Source organism: Bradyrhizobium sp. NBAIM14, assembly GCF_020193895.1.
GTDB classification, from domain to species: Bacteria; Pseudomonadota; Alphaproteobacteria; order Rhizobiales; family Xanthobacteraceae; genus Bradyrhizobium; species Bradyrhizobium yuanmingense.
Map to the genome: position 1 here is coordinate 65,012 of NZ_JADYVQ010000021.1, position 20,786 is coordinate 85,797.

24 protein-coding genes and 1 tRNA gene are annotated in these 20,786 nt (G+C 64.9%); 17 read left to right on the forward strand and 8 right to left on the reverse strand.

Annotated elements, in window-relative coordinates:
* Positions 1-39: 39 nt before the first annotated feature.
* Positions 40-522, reverse strand: coding sequence for a hypothetical protein (locus I6F28_RS31920; protein WP_225142873.1), 483 nt, complete (start codon positions 520-522; stop codon positions 40-42).
* A 200-nt stretch (positions 523-722) separates the two neighbouring features.
* On the opposite strand from I6F28_RS31920, the gene I6F28_RS31925 reads away from it, so the two are divergent.
* Both I6F28_RS31925 and I6F28_RS31930 read left to right on the forward strand, forming a co-directional pair.
* Positions 723-1,004 (forward strand): PsiF family protein, encoded by a 282-nt coding sequence (locus I6F28_RS31925; RefSeq protein WP_036020676.1) that lies wholly within the window; start codon positions 723-725, stop codon positions 1,002-1,004.
* 100 nt (positions 1,005-1,104) lie between these two features.
* Entirely contained in the window at positions 1,105-2,190 is a 1,086-nt protein-coding gene (locus tag I6F28_RS31930; RefSeq protein ID WP_225142875.1) for an AbrB family protein, read from the forward strand.
* 3 nt (positions 2,191-2,193) lie between these two features.
* Here the strand turns inward: I6F28_RS31930 and I6F28_RS31935 are convergent, their stop codons facing one another.
* Complete coding sequence (locus I6F28_RS31935; protein WP_109142230.1) at positions 2,194-2,733, reverse strand: disulfide bond formation protein B; 540 nt, start codon at positions 2,731-2,733, stop codon at positions 2,194-2,196.
* Positions 2,734-2,890: 157 nt separating this feature from the next.
* On the opposite strand from I6F28_RS31935, the gene I6F28_RS31940 reads away from it, so the two are divergent.
* Positions 2,891-2,975 (forward strand) — tRNA-Leu (locus I6F28_RS31940).
* A 96-nt stretch (positions 2,976-3,071) separates the two neighbouring features.
* On the opposite strand, the gene I6F28_RS31945 is transcribed toward I6F28_RS31940, so the two are convergent.
* Positions 3,072-3,956, reverse strand: coding sequence for an arginase family protein (locus tag I6F28_RS31945; protein ID WP_036020669.1), 885 nt, complete (start codon positions 3,954-3,956; stop codon positions 3,072-3,074).
* A 19-nt stretch (positions 3,957-3,975) separates the two neighbouring features.
* Positions 3,976-4,353, reverse strand: coding sequence for a VOC family protein (locus I6F28_RS31950; protein WP_035996730.1), 378 nt, complete (start codon positions 4,351-4,353; stop codon positions 3,976-3,978).
* A gap of 142 nt (positions 4,354-4,495) precedes the next feature.
* Here I6F28_RS31950 and I6F28_RS31955 point away from each other — a divergent pair, with 142 nt between their 5' ends.
* From I6F28_RS31955 to I6F28_RS31970, 4 genes are all read left to right on the forward strand, one after another.
* Positions 4,496-5,362: an alpha/beta fold hydrolase gene (locus I6F28_RS31955; RefSeq protein WP_036020665.1), complete on the forward strand. Its 867-nt coding sequence runs from the start codon at positions 4,496-4,498 to the stop codon at positions 5,360-5,362.
* Between the two features lie 137 nt (positions 5,363-5,499).
* Positions 5,500-5,727: a hypothetical protein gene (locus I6F28_RS31960; RefSeq protein ID WP_036020661.1), complete on the forward strand. Its 228-nt coding sequence runs from the start codon at positions 5,500-5,502 to the stop codon at positions 5,725-5,727.
* Positions 5,728-5,886: 159 nt separating this feature from the next.
* Entirely contained in the window at positions 5,887-6,570 is a 684-nt protein-coding gene (locus tag I6F28_RS31965) for a response regulator transcription factor (protein ID WP_036020692.1), read from the forward strand.
* Positions 6,567-8,501, forward strand: coding sequence for a sensor histidine kinase (locus I6F28_RS31970; protein ID WP_036020659.1), 1,935 nt, complete (start codon positions 6,567-6,569; stop codon positions 8,499-8,501). The genes I6F28_RS31965 and I6F28_RS31970 overlap by 4 nt, the downstream gene beginning before the upstream one ends.
* 135 nt (positions 8,502-8,636) lie before the next feature.
* Here I6F28_RS31970 and I6F28_RS31975 read toward each other — a convergent pair whose 3' ends face one another.
* Positions 8,637-8,921 (reverse strand): hypothetical protein, encoded by a 285-nt coding sequence (locus tag I6F28_RS31975; RefSeq protein ID WP_036020657.1) that lies wholly within the window; start codon positions 8,919-8,921, stop codon positions 8,637-8,639.
* A gap of 234 nt (positions 8,922-9,155) precedes the next feature.
* Between I6F28_RS31975 and I6F28_RS31980 the strand changes: the two genes are divergently transcribed.
* Positions 9,156-9,380 carry a hypothetical protein gene (locus tag I6F28_RS31980; RefSeq protein WP_036020653.1) on the forward strand — a complete coding sequence of 75 codons (225 nt, stop codon included), beginning with the start codon at positions 9,156-9,158 and terminating at the stop codon, positions 9,378-9,380.
* A gap of 80 nt (positions 9,381-9,460) precedes the next feature.
* Here I6F28_RS31980 and I6F28_RS31985 read toward each other — a convergent pair whose 3' ends face one another.
* Both I6F28_RS31985 and mddA read right to left on the reverse strand, forming a co-directional pair.
* Positions 9,461-9,883 carry a GFA family protein gene (locus tag I6F28_RS31985; protein ID WP_035996716.1) on the reverse strand — a complete coding sequence of 141 codons (423 nt, stop codon included), beginning with the start codon at positions 9,881-9,883 and terminating at the stop codon, positions 9,461-9,463.
* Between the two features lie 88 nt (positions 9,884-9,971).
* Entirely contained in the window at positions 9,972-10,760 is a 789-nt protein-coding gene (gene mddA / locus I6F28_RS31990) for a methanethiol S-methyltransferase (protein ID WP_035996713.1), read from the reverse strand.
* Positions 10,761-10,893: 133 nt separating this feature from the next.
* Here mddA and I6F28_RS31995 point away from each other — a divergent pair, with 133 nt between their 5' ends.
* Complete coding sequence (locus tag I6F28_RS31995) at positions 10,894-12,441, forward strand: winged helix-turn-helix domain-containing tetratricopeptide repeat protein (protein WP_225142877.1); 1,548 nt, start codon at positions 10,894-10,896, stop codon at positions 12,439-12,441.
* A gap of 29 nt (positions 12,442-12,470) precedes the next feature.
* Here I6F28_RS31995 and irr read toward each other — a convergent pair whose 3' ends face one another.
* Complete coding sequence (gene irr, locus I6F28_RS32000) at positions 12,471-12,956, reverse strand: Fur family transcriptional regulator Irr (protein WP_036020650.1); 486 nt, start codon at positions 12,954-12,956, stop codon at positions 12,471-12,473.
* Between the two features lie 180 nt (positions 12,957-13,136).
* Here irr and I6F28_RS32005 point away from each other — a divergent pair, with 180 nt between their 5' ends.
* From I6F28_RS32005 to I6F28_RS32040, 8 genes are all read left to right on the forward strand, one after another.
* On the forward strand, positions 13,137-13,448 hold the full coding sequence (locus tag I6F28_RS32005) for a hypothetical protein (RefSeq protein WP_035996705.1): 312 nt from the start codon (positions 13,137-13,139) through the stop codon (positions 13,446-13,448).
* A gap of 301 nt (positions 13,449-13,749) precedes the next feature.
* Positions 13,750-15,300 (forward strand): ABC transporter substrate-binding protein, encoded by a 1,551-nt coding sequence (locus tag I6F28_RS32010; RefSeq protein ID WP_035996790.1) that lies wholly within the window; start codon positions 13,750-13,752, stop codon positions 15,298-15,300.
* Positions 15,301-15,529: 229 nt separating this feature from the next.
* A complete protein-coding gene (locus I6F28_RS32015; RefSeq protein ID WP_035996702.1) occupies positions 15,530-16,501 on the forward strand; it encodes an ABC transporter permease in 972 nt (323 codons plus the stop codon).
* Positions 16,498-17,337 (forward strand): ABC transporter permease, encoded by an 840-nt coding sequence (locus I6F28_RS32020; protein WP_035996700.1) that lies wholly within the window; start codon positions 16,498-16,500, stop codon positions 17,335-17,337. Before I6F28_RS32015 ends, I6F28_RS32020 begins: the two co-directional genes overlap by 4 nt.
* Before the next feature lie 2 nt (positions 17,338-17,339).
* The gene (locus I6F28_RS32025) at positions 17,340-18,959 is read left to right on the forward strand and encodes an ABC transporter ATP-binding protein (RefSeq protein WP_192893054.1); all 1,620 of its coding nucleotides are present in this window, start codon (positions 17,340-17,342) and stop codon (positions 18,957-18,959) included.
* A 369-nt stretch (positions 18,960-19,328) separates the two neighbouring features.
* The gene (locus tag I6F28_RS32030) at positions 19,329-19,505 is read left to right on the forward strand and encodes a hypothetical protein (protein ID WP_192893053.1); all 177 of its coding nucleotides are present in this window, start codon (positions 19,329-19,331) and stop codon (positions 19,503-19,505) included.
* Positions 19,502-19,711 carry a hypothetical protein gene (locus tag I6F28_RS32035; RefSeq protein ID WP_035996696.1) on the forward strand — a complete coding sequence of 70 codons (210 nt, stop codon included), beginning with the start codon at positions 19,502-19,504 and terminating at the stop codon, positions 19,709-19,711. Before I6F28_RS32030 ends, I6F28_RS32035 begins: the two co-directional genes overlap by 4 nt.
* Before the next feature lie 105 nt (positions 19,712-19,816).
* Positions 19,817-20,758: an AEC family transporter gene (locus tag I6F28_RS32040; protein ID WP_035996694.1), complete on the forward strand. Its 942-nt coding sequence runs from the start codon at positions 19,817-19,819 to the stop codon at positions 20,756-20,758.
* Positions 20,759-20,786 lie beyond the last annotated feature (28 nt).

The window sequence follows — 20,786 nt, forward strand, 5'->3', positions numbered from 1 at the left end:
GAATCGGCCGGAGCCTTGCTCCGGCCTTCGCTGCGAAGCTCAGGCGGCGCCCTTCAGCTTCTTGGTGCATTCGCTGTAATAGCCGCCGCCTTTCTGAATCCATTTCAAGCCGCCGTTGCCGTTGGTGGACTTGTTGGCATTGTACTGGTCGACGCAGGTGTGCAGGCGCGCCTTGCCGGGCGTCTCCTTGGCATATTTCGGATCGACCGCGTTTGGGTAGACCGCAGGACCGGCCGGCAGGGCCGGCGCGGCGGCGGGTGCCTCTTCCTTCTTGGCCTGCTTCGGCTCCGCGGGAGCTGTGGGCGCAGCCGCTGTCGGCGCAGCGGCGGGCGTCGCATCGGCACCGCATTGGGCCTTGCGGAAGTCATTCCACTTCATGGTGCCGAGCGAGCCGTCCTTCTTGGCGGCCTGGTACTTCGCGCTGCACTCCTGCGCTGTCAGTGCCTGTGCCGGCGCGCTCGTCAGCAATCCCGCGACACCGGACGCTGCGATCGCATACAACAATTTCGTCTGAATGGTCATCCCTGGGTCTCCTGCTTGATCTTCCCCGACGGAAGTGAATTGAGGATTGCTATCCTAGCGTGCCGGCCGCTTGCGACAAGGATGCGATGGGTTGCGCCGGCAAAATATAGTGATCCTGCCGCTCAACTCATTCATGTCGCGTTCAGCAACGCGAGCCAACGTTCCAGCCCTTCGCAATTCTCGCAAGCAGAGTGCACCACATGACCTTCACGTCCCGCCTCGCCGCCGTTGCTCTCGCCTCCCTGCTCGTCACCGGCACCGCTTTCGCGCAGACCGCCGCGCCGGCCGCCAAGACCGACACTGCCGCCACCGTCGACGACAAGAAGGCAACGAAGGAGCGATCGGCGGAATCGCTGGAATGCTCCAGGCAGGCGGACGCCAAGGGATTGAAGGGGAAGGAGCGCAAGAAATTCCGTCGCGAATGCAAAAAGGAGGCGAAGGCCGGCAGCGCAGTCGCCGCTCCCGCAGCCGACAAGAAATAAGCCCGTCACGATTCCTTCCGAGCCTCCGCGGAAGGCCTCGCGCATTGCGGCATGATGAGCCTGCAATTGTGCGCCTCGCGCTGATTTGCGATAAGGTGGCGTGAAGCACATCACCGCCTCCCTGTCGTTCGAATGGCCGAGCCGTGCCACGATCCTGAGCACGGTGGAGACGCTCGTCATCGGCACCGCCGGCGGCCTTGTGTTTCTGCTCGCCGGCCTTCCCGGCGGGCTGATCTCCGGCTCGATGATCGCGGTCGGGATCGCCGCGATCGCCGGCCGCCAGCTGACCTTGCCGCCGATTTTGACCCAGACCGTGCTGGTGCTGCTCGGCATCTCGCTGGGCTCGGTCGTCTCGCGCCATTTGCTTCAGCAGGTCAGCGCCTACCCCGTCACCATCGGCCTGCTTGCGCTCGCCACGTTCTGCTCCACGTTCGGGTCGAGCTATTACCTCCAGCGCATGCATGGCTGGGACCGCACCTCCGCTTTCCTGGCCGGCAGTCCCGGCGCGCTGTCGCAGATCACGATCCTGGCGGTCGAGCGCGGCGCCGACCTGCCGGGCATTGCGGTGGTGCAGACCATGCGCGTCATGATCCTGACCGCCGCGCTGCCGATGGTGCTGGCGATTGCAGGCGTCACGCCCTCCGCTGCACCGTCGTTGACGACGACCATCGCCTCGCCGCTCGACCTGCTCGAGCTAGCCGCCGCGTCGCTGGCCGCAGCGCTCGTGTTGCGGCTGATCAGGTTTCCCGCGAGCTGGATGTTCGGCGCGATGATCGCCTCCAGCGTGCTGCATGGTGCCGGATGGGTCGAGGGCGGCCTGCCGGACTGGGTGCGTGGCGTTGCGCTGATCGGGATCGGCGCACTGATCGGCAGCCGTTTCGCGCGGATGCGGATCAAGACGCTCGCCGGCCACCTCCGCGCTGCGCTGGGCTCGTTTGCCGTGGCCATCGCCGTCTCCGCCATCTTCGTTGGCATCGTGGCGCTGACCACCCCGGTGAAATTCTCCGACGTCGTCGTCGCCTTCGCGCCGGGCGCGATGGACGCGATGCTGGCGCTGGCCTTGACGCTGCACATCGACCCGATCTTCGTCTGCGCCCACCACCTGTCGCGTTTCGTCTTCGTGACGATCGCAACGCCGGGCATCGTGCACCTGTTCGGGCGCACGCAGGACGACGTGGATGATTGAGCTTTAGCGCTTCGCGGTCCGCACGAATCCCCACGCGGCGATCGCGGCCATCACGAGGGAGATCAGCACGTTGTAGCCGGCGAGCGACAGGCCGAGGAAGCGCCATTGCACCTCGTCGCAGCGCACCACCTTCACGGTGTCGAGCTTCGACAAGAGATCGGCGGCGCTGCCGAGGTTGACGACCGGACCGGAGCAATCGGTCGGCCCCTTCCAGAACCCCCATTCGACCCCGGAATGGTAGGCGCCGAGGCCGGCATTGGCGAGCGTGGCCAGGGTGAGGATCGCCAGCCCAGCCAGCAGCAGCGGCCGCGGCGCGCCGCTTCGCGCCGCCAGCGCCGTCAGCACACCGAGCGGTATCGCAAGGTAATAGGCGTAGCGCTGCTCCAGGCACAATGGGCAGGGCAGGATCTCCAGGACGAGCTGGAAGAACCAGGCGCCCGCAATCGTGGCTGCGCCGATCAGCGTGACCAAGGCCGCGGCGGTCAGCGCGGGGCTCGTGGCGCCCGGCTTGAACGCAGGTATGGCGGCACTCTGGGTGGTCACGGCAGCCTCTTTCGTATCTCTCGCGCGCCCTAAGCCTCTAGCCCCGGCCCATGCGGCTGTCGAGAACGGCCGGGATCACTTTGGCGCGGGTTGACCCCGTCCCGTCCATGGCTATAGTCCGCCGGCTTCGCGACGCCGCCTATGGGGCCGACCGAGGGCCCCTGTGGCGGAACTGGTAGACGCGCTCGACTCAAAATCGAGTTCCGCAAGGAGTGCTGGTTCGATTCCGGCCAGGGGCACCACGCTTCGCCCTTCGGGCTTCGCGTGGCGGGGCTCGAAGGGCGAAGCGTGTCCGGCGAAGCCTCTTGGCGAAGTCGAACTGGTTCAGCAAACTCGAGCTACGACCCGAGCGTTGCTGCGAGCACATCGGCCAGGCCACGCCCGGCGCTGCCGTCTTCATCCAGGCCCGGATTGTAAATGGTGATCTCCAGGCCGACCGCCTTGCCACTCGCCAAGCCAACCCGGAGCACGGTCGATAGCTCGTCCCACGACAACCCACCCGGCACGCGAAAATCGACAGCCGGCATGATGGCATCGTCGAGACAATCGGCGTCGAGATGGATGAAGAAGCCGTCCAGCTCGGCTCGCATCAGGTAATCGACGGCTTCGCGTGCAGCGGCCTCGATGCCCCGCGCCCGCACAGCAGGAAGATCAAGCACCTTGAGCTCTTCGGGAAGCGGCTGGCTTCCATATTCCGCCTGATCCTGGTGATCGCGATATCCAAACGCCACAATGTCTTCAGGGCGGACCAGAGGACCGTGACCTTCGATGTCGGCCAGGAGGGACGGGCCGTAGCCGGAAACGAAGGCAAGGTCCATCGAGGCGCCCTCACCATTGGGCTCCGCCTCGGGCTGGAAAAAATCGGCGTGGCCGTCGATGAACAACAGGCCGTAGCGGCCGCGCCGTCGAAGCGCGAGCATCGAGCCCAGCAAGATCGTGCAATCGCCGCCCAGCACCAGCGGAAACTCGCCCGCGACAAGCACCGCTTCCACCGCGTCGGCGAGCTGGGGCGACCACGCCGCTATTGCGCCGGCGTTCAAGATGCCGGTCTCGGGATCCGGCACCGGATCTTTCGAAGGCACCACCAGCCGCCCGGCGCGGCGTGCGCCGATGCGCTCCGCAAGTCGAAGCTTCAGCAGCTGTTCGGGCAAGCGCTCCACGCCGTCGGTCGCAAGGCCGAGCGTCGAAGGCGCTTCGATAATTGCATAGGGCATGGTCGGCATGGCGCCTTCCCGCTCGCGACTATTGTGCCGAGTAGGTCACGGCCTCGATCTTGTGACCGTCTGGATCGCGGACAAACGCCCCATAATAGTTGAGGTCGTAACTCGGCCGCAGCCCGGGAGCGCCAGCGTCGCTGCCACCATGCTCTAATGCTGCTGCGTAGAAGCGATCGACCATCGCGCGGTTCTCGACGGCAAAGGCGATATGACTGCCGTTACCCACGGTCGCGGGTTTTCCATCGATCGGAACTTGAACGCTGAAGTGAAACGTCCCGCTTCCGTAGCCCAGTCCACCCTCGTCCTCGGCCATCGGCGTGATCCCGACGACCGGCAAGACCGCATCGTAGAAGCGCTTCGCACGCTGAACATCATTCGTACCGACGGAGACATGATGGATCACAACGACCTCCCGTTCCGGTGTTGCTTCGTAACGGTGAGCTTCCGGTCGTTGTTCCGCAGAGCCGCCTGCGGTTCTACCCACCACGAAGCAGATGCCGGGAACCCCGCCCCCGAAGTTGCTTTATCTACAAAGGAAGCAAGACATGGACACACGCGTCAGACATTGCAGGGTCCGGATCGGATCCGTGGATACCTTCTACCGAGAAGCCGGTCCTGAACGCGCGCCCGTCGTTCTGCTACCGCACGGCTATCCCTGTTCATCCTACGAATTCCGCAATCTGATGCCGCGACTGGCCGATAAATGGCGGCTGATTGCTCCCGACTATCCCGGGTTCGGCTATAGCGGGACACCTGATGACTTCGATTACAGCTTCGACGGCTATGCCGCGTGGCTCGACCAGTTCGTGAAGCAGCTGAAGATCGAACGCTTCGTGATCTACCTTCATGATTTCGGCTCACCGATCGGAGCCAGGCTGGCGATCATGCGGCCTGAAAGGGTGGTGGCCCAGATCATTCAAAACGGCGACATACCTTACGAAGATGCGCTTGGCCCGGCATACGCCGACATCGAGAAGTTCTGGTCACTGCCCGATCAGGAGATGCGTGCGGCGATGAGGGAAGCTATCACTGAAGAGAATTTCCGCGACGAGTTCCTGAATGACGTGCGTGCGGATCTGGCTGGGCTCATCGCGCCGGACCTTTGGCGATTGCACTGGTCGCTGATGACCGAGCGGCGGAAAGACGCCGCCGCAGACGTTCTGTTTGGCCTCAAGGCGAACCGCCAATGGTTTCCCGAGCACCGCCGATATCTTCAGCAGCACAAGCCGCCAACATTGATCCTGTGGGGGCCGCAGGACCATTACATGCCTGAGGAGTCAGGGCGGGCCTATCTCCGCGACCTGCCGGATGCCGAACTGCATTTCCTGGATGGCGGCCATTGGCTGCTCGAAACCAACCTCGATGAGGTTGTCGCGCTGACGCGATCATTTCTCGAACGGATCGAACCTTAACGGGCAACGACAGCGCTTTTGTCGCCAACCGGCACCGGCGCGGGCGGCAAGCTTCCCCGATCGTCCCGGGACGTTCGACTTCCCCCAGATATTCCCTATATCGTGCGGCAACGATCTTGACGCAGCGGACCGCTTCGATGGCCAGGAGACGCACGACGGACACGGACGACCTTCCCCGCTATTTCGTCTGGGTCCGGGGGCTCGAAGGGCCCGAGCCGCAGAAATGGACGGCGATGGATTTCGGCGTCGGCGATTGGAAGCGGCCGCTCGTGCTGGCCTATTTGGAGCTACCGGAAGACGAACGGCCGCTGTCGCTATCGGTCCTGGCGCGGCGATATCCGCCGCCGCGGGTTGATCTTTCGTAAGCTGGATTGGCGGCGGCACTCCGTCGCGCGGCAACGTTGGGTCGGCACATGGCAGTCCCGTGACTTTCCCGCCCCCATGATTATGGGTGTCACCGTCTTCGGGCTGCGGTTAGACTTGCCTCGCGCCGCGGGGGACACGCGGATCGCGGGACCATGATCATGACCGAACAAGGCGAGACGGGTGAAGCCATCACCATCCTCCTCGTCGAGGACGATGCGCCGACCTGCTGGCGGCTGCAGGATGCGCTGGCCAAGGCCGGTTACGAGGTCCGCAGCGCCGGTACGCTTGCGGAGGCGCGGCAGGCCCTCGCCGCCGGGGCGCCGCGCGTGCTGCTGACCGACCTCCGACTGCCCGACGGCCACGGCGTCGAGCTGATCCGCGAGATGCGGCAGCGCTTCCCCGACACCGAAATCATGGTGATTTCCGCGCTCGGCGACGAGGAAAGCGTGATCTCCGCGATCACGGTCGGCGCCACCGGCTACCTGCTCAAGGACGCCTTCCCCACCGACATCGCCACCACGGTGCGCGATCTGGTCGCGGGACATTCGCCGATCTCGGCCTCGATCGCCCGCTTCATCGTGCGCAGGACGCAAGGTGCCGCGCAGAATTCGGCGGAGCCGCCGCCCGGCCCCGCGCTCAATACGGCAAGGCTCACCCCGCGCGAGATCGATATTCTGTGGGGCATCGCCAAAGGCTTCAGCTATGCCGAGATCGCGAGCCATCTCGGCCTGTCCAAACAGACCGTCCCCGGCCATATCAAGAACATCTATCGCAAGCTCGAGGTGCATACGCGCAGCGAGGCGGTGTTCGAGGCGGTGCAGCAGGGCCTGATCAAGCTGTGAGCGAGATCGCGGCCAAAGCACCTACGAAGGCACCGACACGCCCGCGGCGCCGGCTAATCGCCTCGCGCCTCGTGCCCTATCTGCTGCTTCAGGCGCTGATCGTGATCGTCACGATCCTGGGGATTCGGTTGCTGCAGCCGAGCGATCCCGACGACTACGCGGTGGACGATTTCTCGGCGCGGGAGGACGGTCTGACGCGCCCGGTGACGCTGCCCCATTTCACCTCGTCGCGCTATTCGCTGGCCGACCCGCCGATCTACGCCGGCACCTTCACGTTCCGGAGCGGCGATGCGGCCTCGGGCTGGTCGGTGTTCCTGCCGCGCTTCAGCAACGCGGTGGAGGTCGCCGTCAACGGCGTCGTCGTGCTCGACTCCCGACGCGACACCAACGCCAACCGGCCCGACCGCAACACGCCGCAGATCGCCGCCATCCCCGCGTCGCTGCTGCGCGAGGGCGGAAACGAGATCACGGTGCGGCTGTTCGTATGGGGCCCGCTCAAGGGCTTCCTCGACACCGTCTATGTCGGGCCGGATGCCGCCTTGCGCCCGGCCTATGAGACACGCACGCTGCTGTTCGTCACCCTGCCGGTGGTGTTTTCCGCCTGGCAGGCGATCCTGGCCGTCATCCTCGCGATCATGTGGCTGATGCGGCGTCACGAGCCGGTCTATGGCGTACTGGCGACGGCGATGGTGCTCGGCGTGGTGCAGGCATTCGCGCCGCCGCCGGTGCCGCCGGCTACGGTATCGCACCTGGCCGCGGTGCTGCTGGCCTCCGCACCGATTGAGAGCGCGCTGATCGTCGTGTTCGGCGTGCTGTTCTTCGGCTGGCGCTGGCCGCGCTACGGCACGCTGCTGTTCGTGCCCGGCGTCCTCGTGTTCGTGGTCGGGCTGATCGGGGGCCCGCCGCTACCGCGCATCCTGTTCCTGGTGCTCGGCATTCCCACCGTCGGGCTCTGCCTGTTTCTGATGGCTTGCGTCACTGCAACCGCGGTGGTGCGACGGCAAGACGCGGCGAGCTTCACGATCGGCTGCGCGGTGACCATCGTGCTGGTCTGCTGGGTCCAGGACATGCTCACGGTGCTCGACATCGTGAGCAACGATCGCATCTTCGTCTCGCGCCTGTCCTATTCGGCGATGCTGGTCGCGATCGGCGCCGGGCTGACCTGGCGCTTCGCCCGCGCCTTGAACCAGGTCGACAGCTTTGCCGGCCAGTTGGTGACGCGGGTGCGGGAGGCCGAGGAGCGGCTGAAGGCGAGCTTTGCCCGCGAGGAGGAGCGCGCCCGCGCGGCGGCGCTCGCCAACGAGCGCACGCGCCTGATGCGAGACCTGCACGACGGCCTCGGCGGCCAGCTGGTGAGCATCGTCGCGCTGTCCGAACGCGGCAGCACGGGCGCGAGCATCACGGACGCCGCCCGCGCGGCGCTGAAGGATCTCCGTCTCGTGATCGATTCCATGGACGACATTGGCGGCGACCTGATGCTGGCGCTCGGCTCCTGGCGCGAGCGCGCCACGGCCCAATTGCGCCCGCACGACATCACGCTCGACTGGCGCGTGGCGACGCCGCAGGGCCTGCCGCTGCATCCCGAGCTCAGGCCATGGCACGTCGTCCAGATCGTGCGCATCCTCGACGAAGCCGTGACCAATGCGGTCAAGCACGCGCAGGCCCGCCGCATCGCGGTGACCATCGACACGTTCGACGCGGGCCAGGGGCCGTATGGCGTGATCAGCGTGACTGACGACGGAGGCGGCTTTGCGCTGGCCGGCAATGGCGAGGCCGCGGGGGCCGGCCAGACCGCGCGCGGCCTGCGCAACATGAAAAGCCGCGCCGCGCGCTGCGGCGCGGTGCTCGACCTGACGTCTGATTCCTCCGGCACGCGCGTGCGGCTGAAATTGCCGCAACGTTTTCCCGACAGCGACATGGCCGCGGGCTGAAAGGGCCCCCTCCCCGAACGTGTGGGGCGCACGGAGAGAGGGGACGGGCCGGGTAAAATTGCCTGCGGAGGACGGGGGGGTCGTCCGCAGGCCCCTTGGCCCGAAGCGATGCATCAATTCAATGAAGCGGAAATATCAGCGCACGCCGACGCGATTGACCGGGCCGCCGCGATTCATCGGCGTGCCGGCACGCACACCGACACCGGGCGCGCCGACACCGGGGGTCGCGACGGCAGCCCGCGCGACCGGCGCTCCCACCACCACGGCGCCAGTCGGCCGCACCACGCAGCCCTTGGGCACGCCAACGGTCTTGCAATAGACCACGGCCTGCGCCGGGCTCGTGCCCAGCGACACCGTCGCCGCGCCCGCCAGCGCCATGACCGTCAGCCCTGCGCCCAGCGCTCCAGCTCTCTTCGACATCTTGCTCTCCTGGTTCCGTTCGGCGTCCCGACGCAATCACCGGGTCTCGCAGCCGAGGTGCAGCCTGAATGACAAAAGTCGGCGCGCGGATACATGCCATGAAGATGGGGGTACCGCGGGCGGGAGGACTGGCCGCTGCCATGAACATGGCATGGACCGGCGCCCGGCCTTTGCGGAATGGTCCGGCCCGATTGATCCCGGTCGGGACCAACGAGAATTCCAAAGAGGTGCTCTATGAAGATTTCGGTTCTTGCCGCGCTGCTGCTCGCAGCTGCCGCCCTGCCTGCTGCCGCACAGTCCGGTCCATCTGTGCAGGAGCAAATGGCCTGCCGCGGCGACGCCAGCAAATTCTGCGCCGAGCATATCGGCAAGCCGCCGCAGATGAACGCCTGCCTGCGCGAGAACAAGTCGAAGCTGTCCGATTCCTGCCGCAAGGTGGTCGAATCGCGCGGAGGCTAGTCCTTGATCCTTCTCTCTTGGAAGAAGCCAGAGAGGGCGGCGCTCTGCCGCCCTCTCGAAAAAATGCCAAAGGCGCGCCGCTATTCCTGCATCATTTCGCCGCTTCCGCCGAACTCGGCGGGAAAATCCTTCAGCTTGGGCAGGCCATCGCGCATCGGCAGCACGGTCTCGGCATAGTTGACGTGGACGCTGGGCGTGAACGCGAGGGTGGGGATGGTGGCGGCGAAAACGTCGACCAGACCGAGCGGCGGATGGTTGGTCATGAGATGGCCACCGCACTTCCTGCAATATTTGCGCTGGCTGAGCGGCGTCTTGACGAAGGTCTCGACATTCTGAGCGCCTTCGATGATGCGCACGGCTTCCGGCTTCCAAAGGCTGAAAGCGTTGACCGGACCGCCCGACCACGAGCGGCAGGAGCGGCAATGGCAATAGCCCATCGCCTCCGGCGCGCCCGTGACCTCGACCGTGACCGCGCCGCAGAAGCAGTTTCCGACATGTTTCATTTGGACGTCTCCCTTTTTCTGATGGATCGTTATCGCGCGTCGGCGCCCCGCGCGCCGTTTCGATTGGATGCGCGGGGCTTGACCTAGACTATACCGACCGGCGCCAGGGAATAAGCATGGAGACGCGTTGCTTGTACTGCCGGTACTCGTCGCCGAAGAGATCGACGAGATCGCTCTCCTCCAGCGCGATGCCGACGAAGATGTAGAGCGTGGTCACGGCCGCGAACAAGAGATGACCCGCGGTCATGACTGGCGCCGCCCAGAACGCGATGATGAAACCGAGATAGATCGGATGGCGGACGAATTTGTAGAGCAGCGGCGTCTTGAAACGCGGCGGCTGCATTTCCTTGCCGACGAGATGATTCGTCACCTGATGCAGGCCGAACAGTTCGAAATGGTTGATGATGAAGGTCGAGGTGAACACCAGCACCCAGCCAGCGAAGGACAATGTGACCAGTGTCACGGCAAGATCGGGGTTCTCGACCTCCCATATGACCGCGGGTAGCGGACGCCACTGCCAGAACAGCAGGAGCAATGACAGGCTCGCGAACAGCACATACGTGCTTCGCTCGACCGGCTTGGGGACGAACTGCGTCCACCATGCCTTGAATTGTTGGCGCGCCATCACGCTGTGTTGAACCGCGAACAGCGACATCAGCAGCAGATTGATGACGACCGCGCGAACGACGGGCGCTTCGGCACCGGTATCGATGGTCTTGGGCACCATCACCCCCATGACGAAGCCGATCGCGTAGAGAATGGTGACGAAAAACACGAGATATGCCGCAATTCCGTACAGAAAGGCGATGAACCTGAAAATACGAGAGCCCGTAACCTCCGGGCCGAGAGAATGAACCTGATGATCAATTTGGGTCATGAAACACTCCGTTGTGCCGAGGCATCGACACGGTTTGGTCTTCGCACCATGCCGGATCGGACGTCCCGCGGCTTTCGCGGACGATTGATTTTCGCCTGAGACGACTTTGATTTTTGCTTGAGACGACGAGAACGTGCGATTTCGCTTTGAAAACAACGTGCTGGACGGCGACCTCCGGGAGCTCACTTGCGACGGAAAACCCGTCCCGTTGCAGCCGCAGGTGTTCGATCTGCTGCTTTATCTGGTCACGCAACGGGCGCGTGTGGTCAGTAAGGATGACCTGATCAGCCAGGTCTGGAACGACCGCATCGTCTCGGATTCCGCCCTCAACAGCCGGATCAACGCCGCGCGCAAGGCGCTCGGCGACGACGGCGCGAGCCAGCGCCTGATCAAGACCATTCCGCGCAAGGGCTTTCGGTTCGTCGGCGAGGTCCGGGAAGAGGTGGCGGCATCGCCCGCGCGGACCGAAGCCAGGCTCGCTCCCCCGCGCATGGCGGACCGCCCGGCGGTCGCGGTGCTCGCCTTCGAGAACAAGAGCGGGGATCCCGAGCAGGACTATTTCGGCGACGGGATCAGCGAGGACATCCTCACCGCGCTGTCGAAGCAGCGCTGGTTCATGGTGATCGCCCGTAACTCCTCCTTCACTTACAAGGGACGCGCGGTCCATATCAGGCAGATCGCCGAGGAGCTCGGCGTCCGCTACATCGTCGAAGGCAGCGTGCGCAAGACGGACAAAAGGGTGCGCATCACCGCGCAGCTCAACGACGCCGTGTCGGGCGGTCATCTCTGGGCCGAGCGCTATGACCGCGAGCTCGTCGACGTCTTCGCCGTGCAGGACGAGATCACAAACGCGATCGCCGCCGCGATCGAGCCGCAGATCCACGCCGCCGAGAATTTCCGCAGCCGTCGTAAGCCGCCGGCGAGCCTCGACGCCTGGGACCTGTTGATGCGCGCGCTGTCGCATTATTGGCGCGTGACCCGGCAGGACCATGCGGCCGCGAAGGCGCTGCTCGCGCGCGCGATCGCGATCGATCCGGATTACGGCCAGGCGTTGTCGGTGCTGGCCGTGAACGACATGTTCGGCGTGCATCTCGGCTGGACCGAGCTGGCCGCGGTTGCGCCGTCCGCGGAAGCCGCCGCGCTCAAAGCGGTGCGCTGCGACCATGAGGACGCCTGGGCACATGCCGCGCTCGGCAGCGTCTGCTTCTCGACCCGCAGGCTCCCAGACGCGCTGTCCGAGTTCGAGCAGGCGCTCGCGCTCAATCCGAACTTCTCACTGGCGCAGGGCTATTACGCGCTGGCACTGTCCTATGCCGGACGCTCGAACGACTCGTTCGAGGCCGCGCAAAAGGCGATCCGGCTGTCGCCGCGCGATCCGTCATTGGCGATCTATCACGGTATCGCCGCCTATGCGCGCTTCACCGAACGGCACTATGGCGAGGCCATCGCGCTGGCGCGCGAGGCGATCCGCCACCGCGGCGATCTTACCGGCGCATACCGCGTGCTCGCCGTCTCCGCCGGCATGACCGGCGATGGCACGCTTGCGGAAATGGCACTCGGAGAGCTCCGCCGCACCCAGCCGGGCATCTCGCTGCACTGGATCGCGACGCAGCTGCCGTGGGCCAATGAGCGAGATCGCGAACACTATCTGGAGGGATTCCGCCGCGCAGGCTTGCAGTGAGGCGTCTTACCCTCCCTGCAGGGCAAGCGCTAAGTTCGCTTCCGGCGTAAATGGACGACGACATCGAGCCGCGCGATCTCGTGGCCGGGAAGCGCCTCGGGCATCTTGGTGAAGGCGAGGCCCTCGGCCACGTCGACCAGCACGTCCTCGCCTTCGAGATAGAAGTGCGGATGCAGGGACGTGTCGGTGTCGAAGAACGACTTGATGCCGTCGGCCGCGATCCGGCGCAAGAGGCCCGCTTCGGTGAACTGGTTCAGCGTGTTGTAGACGGTGGCGAGCGACAGGTATGCGTTCGCAGCCATCGCTTCTGCGTAGAGACTTTCTGCGGTGACGTGACGATGGCCGCCCAGGAACAGCAGTCGGCCCAGCGCCACGCGCTGGCGTGTCGGGCGCAAGCCGGCATTGCCGAGCAATTGCAGGCAGTGCTGCACGCCCGCATCCGGCGACGGCTCAAGACCGGCGATATCGGATCCGCCGTCGTCATCCGCAGGGATAGTCGTGGCCTGAATGTCCATCCATCGTCTCACGGCTCAAGCAAACGGGATGCGCAGCCGCGTCCCGCTACTTGCCATTCGATCGCAAAAGCGGCGGGCCGGCTTTGATCCGGATCAAATTTGGCGTCGACCGCCTCTGACCTGGCGCAAGGCGGGCCGGCTCATTCCCGGCCAGAATGCGCGGGCATAGATGAGGTTCGCATGTCCAAGCCGGTTCCCGACAAGGCAGAGGTCGCACTCGAATATCCCGACAAATTCTATGTCGGCACCTTCGAGCATTCGTCCCGCTTCGAGGCGAAGCTCGACGGCAGCGGCATTGCGCTGGTGCTGCAACATCCTGGTGCGGCCGATGAACGCAAATCGGTGCATCTGCACGTCAACTTCGGCCTGCTGGCCGGCATCCTGCGGGAGCTCGCCGGCAGCGTCGCCGCGCTTCCCAAGGACGACATCGCGCACCGCGAGCAGCTTGCAGAGGCGCTCGACGAATTGCGGCGGGCGCTCGGCGCAAAATGACGGGCTGATGCTTTTGGTCGCAGGCGCGGACTTGTGCACTGCCCCGGCATGCTCTCATCACTTCTGAAGGCCGCCTGATCCCTCGGAGCTGGCCGATCTACCGTGCCGTCGCACAGGCGGAGAAACAGGACGAGCTGTACATTTTTTGTGCGAGCACTGTCGCGACTTTCATCTTGCCGCGCTGAACGGGACTGTGTGAGCCTCGATGGCGGATGGGGACTGGGATGGACCGACCGTCGCTTTGCGCGCGAGGGCGCGTGCGAAGCGTTTCCGGCTGGTCTCGCTTGAGAAAGATTACGACATGCCAAAACGAGTGTTGCTTGGTCTCCTCCTGGCTTGCGGCCTTGCGGCCCCTGCGCTGGCGCAAGAGCCGAAGACGGGGGGTGTGATCAATGCCGTGATCCAGCCCGAGCCGCCCGGCCTGATGCTTGCGCAGGTCCAGAACGGCCCGACCCAGATGGTCTCGGGCAACATCTTCGAAGGCCTCTTGCGCTACAGCCCCAAGCTCGATCCCCTGCCGGAGCTCGCCGAGAGCTGGAGCGTCAGCGAGGACGCCAAGACCTACATCTTCAAGCTGAAGAAGGGCGTGACCTGGCACGACGGCAAGCCCTTCACCGCCGCCGACGTGCTGTTCTCGATCGAGATGCTGAAGCAGACCCATGCGCGCGCCCGCACCAATTTGGCGCAGGTCGACAAGGTCGAGACGCCGGACGATCATACGGTGGTCTTCACGCTGAAGCAGCCGTTCGGCCCGTTCCTCGGCATCTTCGAGGTCGGCTCGATGCCGATGGTGCCGAAGCATCTCTATGCAGGCACCGACTGGAAGACCAACCCCTACAACAACGCACCCATCGGCACCGGCCCATTCATGTTCAAGGAATGGCAGAAGGGCTCGTTCATCCGCCTGGTCAAGAATCCGAACTACCACGAAAAGGGCAAGCCCCATCTCGACGAGATCTACTGGCAGATCATCCCGGACGCCGCCGCGCGCTCGGTGGCTTACGAGACCGGCAAGGTCGACGTGCTGCCCGGCGGCTCGGTCGAGAATTTCGACGTGCCGCGGCTGTCCAAGCTGAAGGACACCTGCGTCACCGGCGCCGGCTGGGAATTCTTCTCGCCGCTGGCCTGGCTGTGGCTGAACAACCGCCAGGGTCCGCTCGCCGACAAGCGGGTGCGGCAGGCGATCATGTATGCGGTCGACCGCGACTTCGCCAAGGACGTGATCTGGAACGGGCTCGGCAAGGTCGCCACCGGCCCGTCGGCCTCGACCATCAAGTTCTATACCGATGACGTGAAGAAATACCCCTACGATCCGGCCAAGGCCAAGGCACTGCTGAAGGAAGCCGGCTACAAGGGCGAAAAGATCCGCCTGCTGCCGCTCGCCTATGGCGAGACCTGGCAGCGCTGGGGCGAAGCCGTCAAGCAGAACCTCCAGGATGTCGGCATGACCATCGAGACGATCGCCACCGACGTCGCCGGCGGCAACCAGAAGATCGCCGAGTGGGATTACGACATCGCCTTTACCTATCTCTACCAGTACGGCGACCCCGCGCTCGGAGTGGGACGCAACTACATCTCCAGCAACATCGCCAAGGGCCAGATGTTCAACAACGTCGAGGGTTACTCCAACCCGGATATCGACAAGCTGTTCGCCGAGGGCGCGGTTGCAACGCCGGATTCCAAGCGCAAGGAGATCTACGAGAAGGCGCAGAAGATCCTGGTCGAGGACGTGCCGGTTGCCTGGATGCTCGAGCTGCAATTTCCGACCATCATGCGCTGCAAGGTCAAGAACCTGATCACCACGGGGATCGGGGTCAATGACGGATTCAAGGACGCATGGCTCGACAAGTGAAGCCTCTTACCTCTCTCCCCTGCGGGGAGAGGTCGAATGTGCGCATAGCGCACATTCGGGTGAGGGGGAGTCTCCACGAGACCAACTGCTGATACGCTCGCGGGGAGTCCCCCTCACCCCAACCCTCTCCCCGCATCCGCCTTCGCCGAGGCTTCGGCGGACAAGAGCGGGGCGAGGGAGTCACTCCGTCTCCGTGGCGCCAAGTCACATCACCAATATGACTCACTAGATGCTCTCCTTCGTTGCTCAGCGTGTCCTGAAGGGCGTGATCGTCCTGCTCGCGATCGTCGTTCTCAATTTCTTCCTGATCCGCCTGGCGCCCGGCGATCCCGCGATCGTGATGGCGGGCGAGGCCGGCGCCAGCGATCAGGTCTTCGTCAAGCAGCTTCGGGAGAAGTTCGGGCTCGACAAGCCGCTGCCCGAGCAGCTCTTCATCTACGTCAAGGGCGTCGTCAGCCTCGACCTCGGCTTTTCCTTCCGCCAGCAGGCTCCGGTCGCAAAACTGATCGGCGAGCGGCTGCCGGCGACGCTGTTGTTGACGCTGACCGCCTTCGCGATCTCGCTCACGCTCGGCATCCTGTTCGGCACCTTCGCCGCGCGCTTTGCCGGAACCTTCCTCGACACCGCCATCACCGTGTTCGCTCTGATCTTCTACGCCATGCCGATCTTCTGGGTGGCGCTGATGGGCATCCTCCTGTTCTCGGTCACGATGGATTGGCTGCCGAGCTTCGGTTACGAGACGGTCGGCGCCAACCTCACCGGCCTTGCCCACGCGTTCGACGTCGCAAAGCACCTGATCATGCCGGCGATGACGCTGGGACTGTTCTTCATGGCGACCTACACCCGCATGACGCGCGCCTCGATGCTGGAGGTGAAACGCCTCGACTTCGTCAAGACGGCGCGCGCCAAGGGGCTCTCCGACGCCGTGATCCAGCGCCGCCACGTGCTGCGCAACGCGCTGCTGCCGGTGGTGACGCTCGCCGGCGTGCATTCCGGCACGCTGATCGGCGGCGCCGTCATCACCGAGACCGTGTTCGCCTGGCCCGGCATCGGGCGGCTGATGTACGACGCGCTGCTGCAGCGGGATTACAATCTGCTGCTCGGCGTGTTCGTGATCTGCTCCGCCATGGTCCTCACCTTCAACCTCATCACCGACCTCGTCTATCGCCTGGTCGATCCGCGGATCGAATACGCCGCATGAAACAGTTCTGGAAATCGATGCTGAAGAGCCCGAGCGGCGTCATCGGGCTCGTCATCCTCCTGGTTGCAATCTCTGTCGCGGTGTTCGGACCGATGCTGTTCCCGAACTCGCCCTGGCGCATGGTGCAGCGGCCGTTCCTGCCGCCGTTCACGCTCGGGGCCGTGCCGCTCGGCACCGACGCGCTCGGCCGCGACATCTTCGCCGGCATGATCTTCGGCGCCCGCGTCTCGCTGCTGGTCGGTCTCGTCTCCACGCTGGCGGCGCTGATCGTGGGCGTGCCGATCGGCGCCATGGCCGGTTATTTCGGCGGCAAGGTCGACGACGCCCTGATGCGCTTCACCGAGTTCTTCCAGACCATTCCGAGCTTCGCGCTCGCGATCGTGCTGGTCGCCATCCTGCAGCCCTCGATCTATTCGATCGTCGCCTCGATCGCGGTGGTGAGCTGGCCGCCGGTCGCTCGCCTCGTGCGCGGCGAGGTGCTGTCGCTGCGCACCCGCGAATATGTCCAGGCCGCCGTCGTCACCGGCCAGAGCAACAGCTGGATCATCCTGCGCGAGATCCTGCCCAACGCGTTGTCGCCCGTGATCGTGCTGGCCTCGTTGATGGTGGCCACCGCGATCCTGCTTGAATCCTCGCTGTCCTTCCTCGGCCTCGGCGATCCCAATCTGATCTCCTGGGGCTACATGGTCGGCGCCGGCCGCACCGTGATCCGGCAGGCCTGGTGGATCACCGTGTTTCCCGGCATCGCCATCCTGATCTCGGTGCTCGGGCTGAACCTGATCGGCGAAGGCCTCAACGATGCGCTCAATCCGCGCCTGTCGCGGGAGGGCCGCTGACGATGACCGCCTCGCCCGCCGTCTCCATCAGGAACTTGCGGATCGCGCTGCCCAAGGGCGCCGAGCGCCCCTTCGCGGTCGACGGTGTCTCGCTCGATCTGCAGCCCGGCAAGATCGTCTGCGTCGTCGGCGAGTCCGGCTCCGGCAAGTCGATGTGCGCGCATGCGCTGATGGGCCTTTTGCCGGATACGGTCTCGGTCACCTCCGGTGAAATCCAGTTCGAGGGCCGGGACCTGCTCAAGCTCGCTGACGACGGCTGGCGCGATCTGCGCGGCCGTCGGCTGGCGATGATCTTCCAGGAGCCGATGACCGCGCTCAATCCGTTGATGCGGATCGGCGACCAGATGGCGGAGATGTTCGAGGCGCACGGCCTGCTCACGCCGAAGGAGCGGCGGGCCAAGGCGCTGGCGCTGGCAAGCGAAGTCGGCCTGCCCGACCCTGAGCGTATCGTGCGCGCCTATCCGCACCAGCTCTCCGGCGGCCAACGCCAGCGCGCCATGATCGCGATGGCGCTCGCGCTCGAGCCCGCGGTGCTGGTCGCGGACGAGCCGACCACCGCGCTCGACGTCACCACGCAGGCCCAGATCCTGAAGCTGATCCGCAACCTCCAGCGGAGCCGCAACATGGCGGTGATGTTCATCACCCATGATTTCGGCGTGGTCGCCGACATCGCCGACCAGGTCGTGGTGCTCCGCCACGGCAAGGTCGTGGAGGAAGGTCCGGCCGCGGCCATCTTCAACGAGCCGCAGCACGACTACACCAAGGCATTGCTTGCCGCCGTGCCCTCGATGGATCCGCCGCCGCGAGAGCCATTGGACGATCGGGCCAAGGCCGTCGAGGTGATCGGGCTGGACAAGACCTACGTCACGTCGGGCGGCTGGTTCCGCCAGGCCCGCCGCGTCGATGCGGCGCGCGCGGTCAACTTCAACATCCTCAAGGGCGAGACGCTCGGCCTCGTCGGTGAATCCGGCTCGGGCAAGTCGTCGGTAGCGCGCCTGGTGATGCGACTGATCGAAGCCGACCGCGGCACGGTGCGGATCGGCGAGACCGACCTGACCTCGCTTTCCGGCAAGGCGCTGCGCGGCGAGCGCCATCGCATCCAGATGATCTTCCAGGATCCGTTCGCCTCGCTCAATCCGCGCCGCAAAATCGGCCACATCATCGCCGACGGGCCGATCGCAGCCGGGACCGATCCGAAGGTGGCGTTCGACCGCGCCCGCGATCTCCTCAAGATGGTGGGCCTGGACGCCGGCGCGCTCGAGCGCTATCCGCATGAATTCTCGGGCGGCCAGCGCCAGCGCATCGGCATCGCCCGCGCGCTTGCGCTCGAGCCGGAGATCATCGTCGCGGACGAGGCCGTCTCCGCGCTCGACGTCTCGGTGCAGGCGCAGGTGTTGAAGCTGCTCGAAGATCTCAAGGCGCGCCTTGGCCTGTCGATGCTGTTCATCACCCACGATCTGCGCGTCGCGGCCCAGATCTGCGACCGTATCGCGGTGATGCAGCGCGGCGCCATCGTCGAGCTGAAGCCGACGGCGCAACTCTTCGCCGCGCCCGAGCACGCCTATACGCGCGAATTGCTCGCAGCCGTGCCCGGACGGAAGGAGCACGCGCCGGCGGCCTGAGGCGGCTCGTCCTCGTTCATTGATTTCCGTGATGGTTCCAAAAACTTGCACGCCGAGCGAGGCGAAACATATTCGATTCAGCGGCATTTGCTTTCGTGAGATCATCCTTGCTCATGTCGGCAAGGGGTGACTTGACGCCATAGTCGCTCGTCGCGGCTGGCGTCGTACAACGAACGTGATGTGATGGGCAGCTCAACAACCCAGCAAGCAAGACGCACCGGGATGCTGGGAACTGCGCAGCCTGGTCACGCGCTTTTTATCCGGTCGTGACTGGACCGGCCGCTTCAAAGCTTAACGGCATGACCATAGATGACGTTTGAATGATCGACGTCATCTCATGACGGACTCACACTGTTATTCGGAGCCAACATGGGCGAAGTTATTCGATTTGTCTCGAAGTCCGAGCGCGAGCGAACGCGCCTCATCCAGGAAGCGCGGGCGATCTACGACAGCATCTTCCCGCCGGTCGATCCGACGGACGAGGGCCAGGGAAAGCCGGCGATCCGTCGCCCGTTCATCGGCCGCGACGGAGGTAACGTATCGTGATCAAGATCATCGCCGTGCTTTGTAGCCTCGCCTCTCCCTCCAATTGTCACGAGCAGATCGTCACCACGTCGGACTTTGCGCAAATCTCGGTGCAGGCCTGCCTGATGGGCGCGCCGCAGCTTGCCGAATGGATGAACCAGCATCCGGCCGAGCGCCTGGCGGCCTGGCGCTGCGTGATCGGAGACCAGGGGCGCCGGGGAATCTAGCGAGGCGGATTCTCCTCCGACAAATCAAGGCGACCCACAAATCACGGAGTGACGCCAGTCCATTGCCGGTCTACCCTCCCTGTTCGAAAATGAGGGGGAAGCCGGATGGAGGTCGCCAGCCTCGTTCTTCCCGTATTCGCGATCATCGTCACCGGCTGGCTCGCCGGCGAGCTCGGCTATCTCTCGCGGGCGCTGGCCGATGCCCTGGTGCATTTCGCCTACAACGTGGCGATGCCGGCGCTGTTGATTGTCACGATCGCCCAGGAGCCGGCGCGCAATCTCCTGGAATGGCGTTTTCTGCTCGCCTTCGGCGGCGGCTCGCTGATCTGCTTCGCGCTCGTGTTCGTGCCGGTCCGCGCAGGCGGCAAACACGACCTCGCCAGCAGCACCATTCACGGGATGGCGGCGGCGATGACCAACACCGGGTTCGTTGCGCTGCCGATCCTGCATGCGATCTACGGCCAACCCGCCGTCCTGCCCGCGGCCGTCGCAACGGTGTTCGTGGCCGCGGTGATGTTTCCGATCACGGTGATCCTGCTGGAAAAGCGCGATGCACGCGGGGCCTCCGTGCGCTCTATGGGACTGGCAAAGCAGATCCTGCTCAATCCCATGGTGCTGTCGACGTTCATCGGCCTCACCTGGGCGGTGACGGGACTGCCGATTGCGGCACCGGTCGCGGCCTATCTCAACATGATCGCTGCCGCGCTCACGCCGTGCGCGCTGTTCGCCATCGGGCTCGGCCTGTCCATCGAGGGCTTGCGGTCCAACCTGAAAGCGTCGTTTGCGCTCGCCGCGGTGAAACTGGTGGTCATGCCGCTCATCGTCTACGGGCTTTGCGTCGTGATCGGCCTCACCCCTCTCTACACGGTTGCGGCGGTCATCTGCGCGGCCGTGCCGACGGCGAAAACCGTCTACGTCCTCGCACATGAACACAAGGTCGAGGAGAAGCTGGTTGCGGCCACGGTCTCGATCACGACGATGCTGTCGGTCGCGACATTGCTCATCGCGCTTTATCTGCTCTCGGGATCGGCGAGCGGCATGCGTTGATCCGCCAGTGGCCTCCACCTTGCCGGAG

Coding starts and splice junctions, on each gene's coding strand:
- I6F28_RS31920 (WP_225142873.1), bottom strand. CDS start 522: ATGACCATTCAGACGAAATTGTTGTATGCGATCGCAGCGTCCGGTGTC.
- I6F28_RS31925 (WP_036020676.1), top strand. CDS start 723: ATGACCTTCACGTCCCGCCTCGCCGCCGTTGCTCTCGCCTCCCTGCTC.
- I6F28_RS31945 (WP_036020669.1), bottom strand. CDS start 3,956: ATGCCGACCATGCCCTATGCAATTATCGAAGCGCCTTCGACGCTCGGC.
- I6F28_RS31955 (WP_036020665.1), top strand. CDS start 4,496: ATGGACACACGCGTCAGACATTGCAGGGTCCGGATCGGATCCGTGGAT.
- I6F28_RS31960 (WP_036020661.1), top strand. CDS start 5,500: ATGGCCAGGAGACGCACGACGGACACGGACGACCTTCCCCGCTATTTC.
- I6F28_RS31965 (WP_036020692.1), top strand. CDS start 5,887: ATGACCGAACAAGGCGAGACGGGTGAAGCCATCACCATCCTCCTCGTC.
- I6F28_RS31975 (WP_036020657.1), bottom strand. CDS start 8,921: ATGTCGAAGAGAGCTGGAGCGCTGGGCGCAGGGCTGACGGTCATGGCG.
- I6F28_RS31980 (WP_036020653.1), top strand. CDS start 9,156: ATGAAGATTTCGGTTCTTGCCGCGCTGCTGCTCGCAGCTGCCGCCCTG.
- I6F28_RS31985 (WP_035996716.1), bottom strand. CDS start 9,883: ATGAAACATGTCGGAAACTGCTTCTGCGGCGCGGTCACGGTCGAGGTC.
- mddA (WP_035996713.1), bottom strand. CDS start 10,760: ATGACCCAAATTGATCATCAGGTTCATTCTCTCGGCCCGGAGGTTACG.
- irr (WP_036020650.1), bottom strand. CDS start 12,956: ATGGACATTCAGGCCACGACTATCCCTGCGGATGACGACGGCGGATCC.
- I6F28_RS32005 (WP_035996705.1), top strand. CDS start 13,137: ATGTCCAAGCCGGTTCCCGACAAGGCAGAGGTCGCACTCGAATATCCC.
- I6F28_RS32010 (WP_035996790.1), top strand. CDS start 13,750: ATGCCAAAACGAGTGTTGCTTGGTCTCCTCCTGGCTTGCGGCCTTGCG.
- I6F28_RS32015 (WP_035996702.1), top strand. CDS start 15,530: ATGCTCTCCTTCGTTGCTCAGCGTGTCCTGAAGGGCGTGATCGTCCTG.
- I6F28_RS32020 (WP_035996700.1), top strand. CDS start 16,498: ATGAAACAGTTCTGGAAATCGATGCTGAAGAGCCCGAGCGGCGTCATC.
- I6F28_RS32025 (WP_192893054.1), top strand. CDS start 17,340: ATGACCGCCTCGCCCGCCGTCTCCATCAGGAACTTGCGGATCGCGCTG.
- I6F28_RS32030 (WP_192893053.1), top strand. CDS start 19,329: ATGGGCGAAGTTATTCGATTTGTCTCGAAGTCCGAGCGCGAGCGAACG.
- I6F28_RS32040 (WP_035996694.1), top strand. CDS start 19,817: ATGGAGGTCGCCAGCCTCGTTCTTCCCGTATTCGCGATCATCGTCACC.